Source organism: uncultured Sphingomonas sp., from assembly GCF_964244265.1.
In the GTDB taxonomy this organism is placed as follows: Bacteria; Pseudomonadota; Alphaproteobacteria; order Sphingomonadales; family Sphingomonadaceae; genus Sphingomonas.
In genome coordinates this window covers 1-3,468 of record NZ_CAXTHV010000066.1, presented here as the reverse complement: position 1 = coordinate 3,468, position 3,468 = coordinate 1, and the positions used below count along the sequence as shown (strand labels likewise).

Sequence of the window (3,468 nt, the reverse complement as noted above, 5' to 3'; positions counted from 1 at the left end):
CGCTCTACGGCCGCAACGCGACCGGCGGCGCGATCAACGTCATCCCGACCCAGCCCAAGCTCGGCGAGCTGTCGGGCTATGCGACCGCCAGCTACGGCAATTACAATGCGGTGGTGGCGGAAGGCGCGCTCAACCTGCCGCTGGGCGAGAATGGCGCGCTGCGCGTCTCGGCCAGCACGTCGCGTCATGACGGCTATCTGCGTGACGGCACGTCGGACGACAAGACGACGTCGCTGCGCGTGCAGATGAAGGCCGCGCTCACCCCGTCGCTGACCGTCCGGGTCGCCGGCGACTACAGCCATCTCGGCGGCACCGGCTATGGCGTGTCCTATGTCAGCAACTACAATCTGAACCCGGTCGCCGGCCGCTACGTGACGGTGCCCTCGCGCCTGTCGCTTGGTGAAGGTCTGTATACGCCGGCGGCACAGGCGTATCGCTCGTCGGTGTTCGTCGGGGTCGCGGGGCGGACGCTTGATGCGATCTCTCCCTACCCTTTTCAGCGCAACAATTTCTATGGCGCCAACGCGCAGATCGATTACGAGACGGGCGCCGGCACCCTCACGATCATCCCCGCCTGGCGCTACGCGTCCCAGAATTACCTGTCCGAAGCCGGCGCCTTTACCTACCGCAATCGCGAGAAGGACGAGCAGTTCAGCATCGAGGGGCGGTTCACCGGCACCCGGGTCGGCATCTTCGACTACACGCTCGGCGGCTATTTCTACGACGACTCGATCAACGCCCGCATTGCGATCAATCTGTCGGCGGCGCAGAACTTCACCGTCCAGCATTACGCAACCCGCTCGTTTGCGCCGTTCGGGCGGCTGACGGCGCATCTGACCGACCGGTTGCGCGTGGTCGGCGGCATCCGCTATTCCAAGGATATCAAGCAGTACACCAGCGCCGGCATCGCGCTTAACCTGGTCTGCATGGCGCGGGTCGCGGGCGTCCCGAGCTGTCCGACCGCGCAGCTGTTCACCACCGTCGAGGATATCTCGCAGGTGCCGTTCGCGGTGCCGACGACGCCGGCGCCGATCCCGCAAGGGACCTCGGGCGCGATCATCGTGCGCTCCAACACCGCGTACAACCGCCGGCTGACCAACGATCGCATCACCTATCACGGCGGCGTCGAGTTCGATCTCGCCGAGCGGTCGCTCCTCTACGCCTCGGTGGAATCAGGTTATCGATCGGGCGGCTTCTCCGGGGCGGTCGGTTTCGAGACGTATCAGCCGGAGCTCATCACCGCCTACACCGTGGGCCTGAAGAACCGCTTTTTCGACAATCGCGTCCAGCTGAACATCGAAGGGTTCTGGTGGGACTACACCGATCAGCAGGTCTCGCATCTCGGCCTTGATCTGAGCACGCCGCCGCGCACCGCGCAGTATATCCAGAATATCGGCACGTCGCGGATCAAGGGCGTCGAGGTCGAGGGCCGTGTGCTCGTGACGCCGACGACGCTGGTCAGCGCCGACGTCCAGTATCTGGATGCGAAGAACCGTTCGTTTGCCTTCCAGCAGGGTAGCGCGACCGGCGTGCCGTTGACGGGCTGCGCTTTTGCGCTGTCGTCGGATCCGACCCGCTACAACATCGATTGCGCGGGCAAGCAGGCGTACAATTCGCCCACGTGGACCGTAAACCTGGCGGCGCAGCAGACCTTCAACCTCGGCGACTATAAGGTCGTCGCGGGCGCCGACACGCAGTACAAGTCGAGCCGCACCGTCGGGTTCGAGTTTCTGCCCGAACAGCGCGAAGGCGAAACCTGGATGACGAACGCGCAGCTCTCGTTCGGGCCCGCCGACGATCGCTGGTCGATCGCAGGTTTCGTGCGCAACATCGAGGACAATCGCATCCTCAACTTCGCCACGACGCACCCGCTGGCCAACGCGCTGGTCGGCGGATCGACCGCCCCGCAGACCTATGGCGCGCGCGCGTCGGTCAAGTTCTGATCGCACGCCCGACAATCGGAGTGTTTGAATGAAGCTGGTGCGGTTCGAGGATGGCGGCGAGAAGATCGGGGCGGTGAAGGGCGATCGGGTGGTCGACCTGGTCGCCGCCGGCAGCCGCTGGACGACCATCCGCGCCATCGCGGGCGGCGGCGCCGACTCGCTGGACGCGGTGCGCGAGATTGTCGAACGCGCCGAGCCGGTGCTGGCGCTGGCGGACGTGAAGCTGCTCGCGCCCATCGAGCGGCCGGGCAAGTATCTGGCGATCGGCATGAACTACGCCAAGCACCTGGAGGAAGCCGACAAGCTCGGCGTCGCCCGGGCCAAGCACCAGACCTGGTTCAACAAGCAGACGACCTGCATCTCCGGGCCCCATGACGACATCGACCCCGGCGTGACCGAGAAGCTCGATTACGAGGTCGAACTGGGCGCGGTGATCGGCCGGCCCGCCAAGCATGTGTCCGAGGTGGATGCACCCGGCCACGTTTTCGGCTATTTCGTCGCCAACGACGTGTCGGCGCGCGACTGGCAGTTCCACACGCCGACCTTCACGATGGGCAAGTCGTTCGACACGCACGGCCCGATCGGGCCGTGGATCGTCACCGCCGACGAGGTGCCCGACCCGCACGCGCTCGCGCTCCGCGCCTACGTCAACGGCGAACCGCGTCAGAGCAGCGACACGAGCCAGATGATCCACAACCTGTGGCAGCAGATCGCCTATCTCTCCGCCGCGTTCACGCTGGAGACCGGCGACCTGATCGCCACCGGCACGCCCGAGGGGGTGGGCGTCGGCATGGAGCCGCCACGCTTTCTCCAACCCGGCGACGTGGTCCGGTGCGAGATCGACGGCATCGGGGCCATCGAGAACAGGGTCATCGCCCCGGCGGGCTGAGCCGGGCATCACGCAAGGACGTCGCTATGCCAGTGCTTGGACCACTTTCCTTCACGCTCGAGGTGCCGTCGCTCGACGAGGGCGTGAGATTCTACACTGACGCCGGCCTGGTTGCGGATGTGGCCACGGGAGACGGCGGTGACGTCGCGCGGTTGCGGTGCCCCGGCCAGGACCGCGATTCGATCGTCCTGCTCGGTGGCTTTCCCCGCAAGCGGCTTCACCACATCTCGCTACGGGCCGACGCGCTCGACGCGATGGCGGCAGATGCCCGCGACCACGGCGGCAAGATCGTCGCCGCGCCCCAGGGGTTCGAGGACAACGGGCTGTGGGTCGAGGATCCGCATGGCATGCTGATCCATCTGTCCGAACGCCCTGCCGACCCCGAACTGACGGCGGCCGAGCCGTTCCAGGTCAATGCGCCCGGGCTGACGGTGCGCAAGCGCCGTTCGGCGATGCTGCCCGGCGCATCCTATGCGCCGGCGAAGCCGCTGCGGCTCGGCCATATCCTGGTGTTCAGCCCCGACGTGCCGGCAAGCGTCGCGTTCATGACCGAGGCGCTGGGCATGGGCCTTGCCGATCGGGCGCAGGACATCATCGCCTTCTGCTGCGCGCGCAAGGACAGCGACCATCATGTCG

3 protein-coding genes are annotated in these 3,468 nt (G+C 66.4%); all 3 read left to right on the top strand.

Annotation, left to right across the window (positions count from 1 at the left end; all coding sequences use genetic code 11):
• Nucleotides 1–1,943, top strand: a 1,943-nt coding sequence (locus ACFE7K_RS15620) for a TonB-dependent receptor (RefSeq protein WP_375399116.1), incomplete at its 5' end; no start/stop codon positions are given.
• Between the two features lie 28 nt (nucleotides 1,944–1,971).
• Nucleotides 1,972–2,832, top strand: a complete 861-nt coding sequence (locus ACFE7K_RS15615) for a fumarylacetoacetate hydrolase family protein (RefSeq protein ID WP_375399115.1) — start codon at nucleotides 1,972–1,974, stop codon at nucleotides 2,830–2,832.
• 26 nt (nucleotides 2,833–2,858) lie between these two features.
• Nucleotides 2,859–3,468 (top strand): VOC family protein (locus ACFE7K_RS15610; RefSeq protein ID WP_375399114.1); only part of this gene is annotated, 610 nt, incomplete at its 3' end.

What these genes read in the sequence shown, in the direction of transcription:
- ACFE7K_RS15615 (WP_375399115.1), top strand. Translation starts at nt 1,972, where the DNA reads ATGAAGCTGGTGCGGTTCGAGGATGGCGGCGAGAAGATCGGGGCGGTG.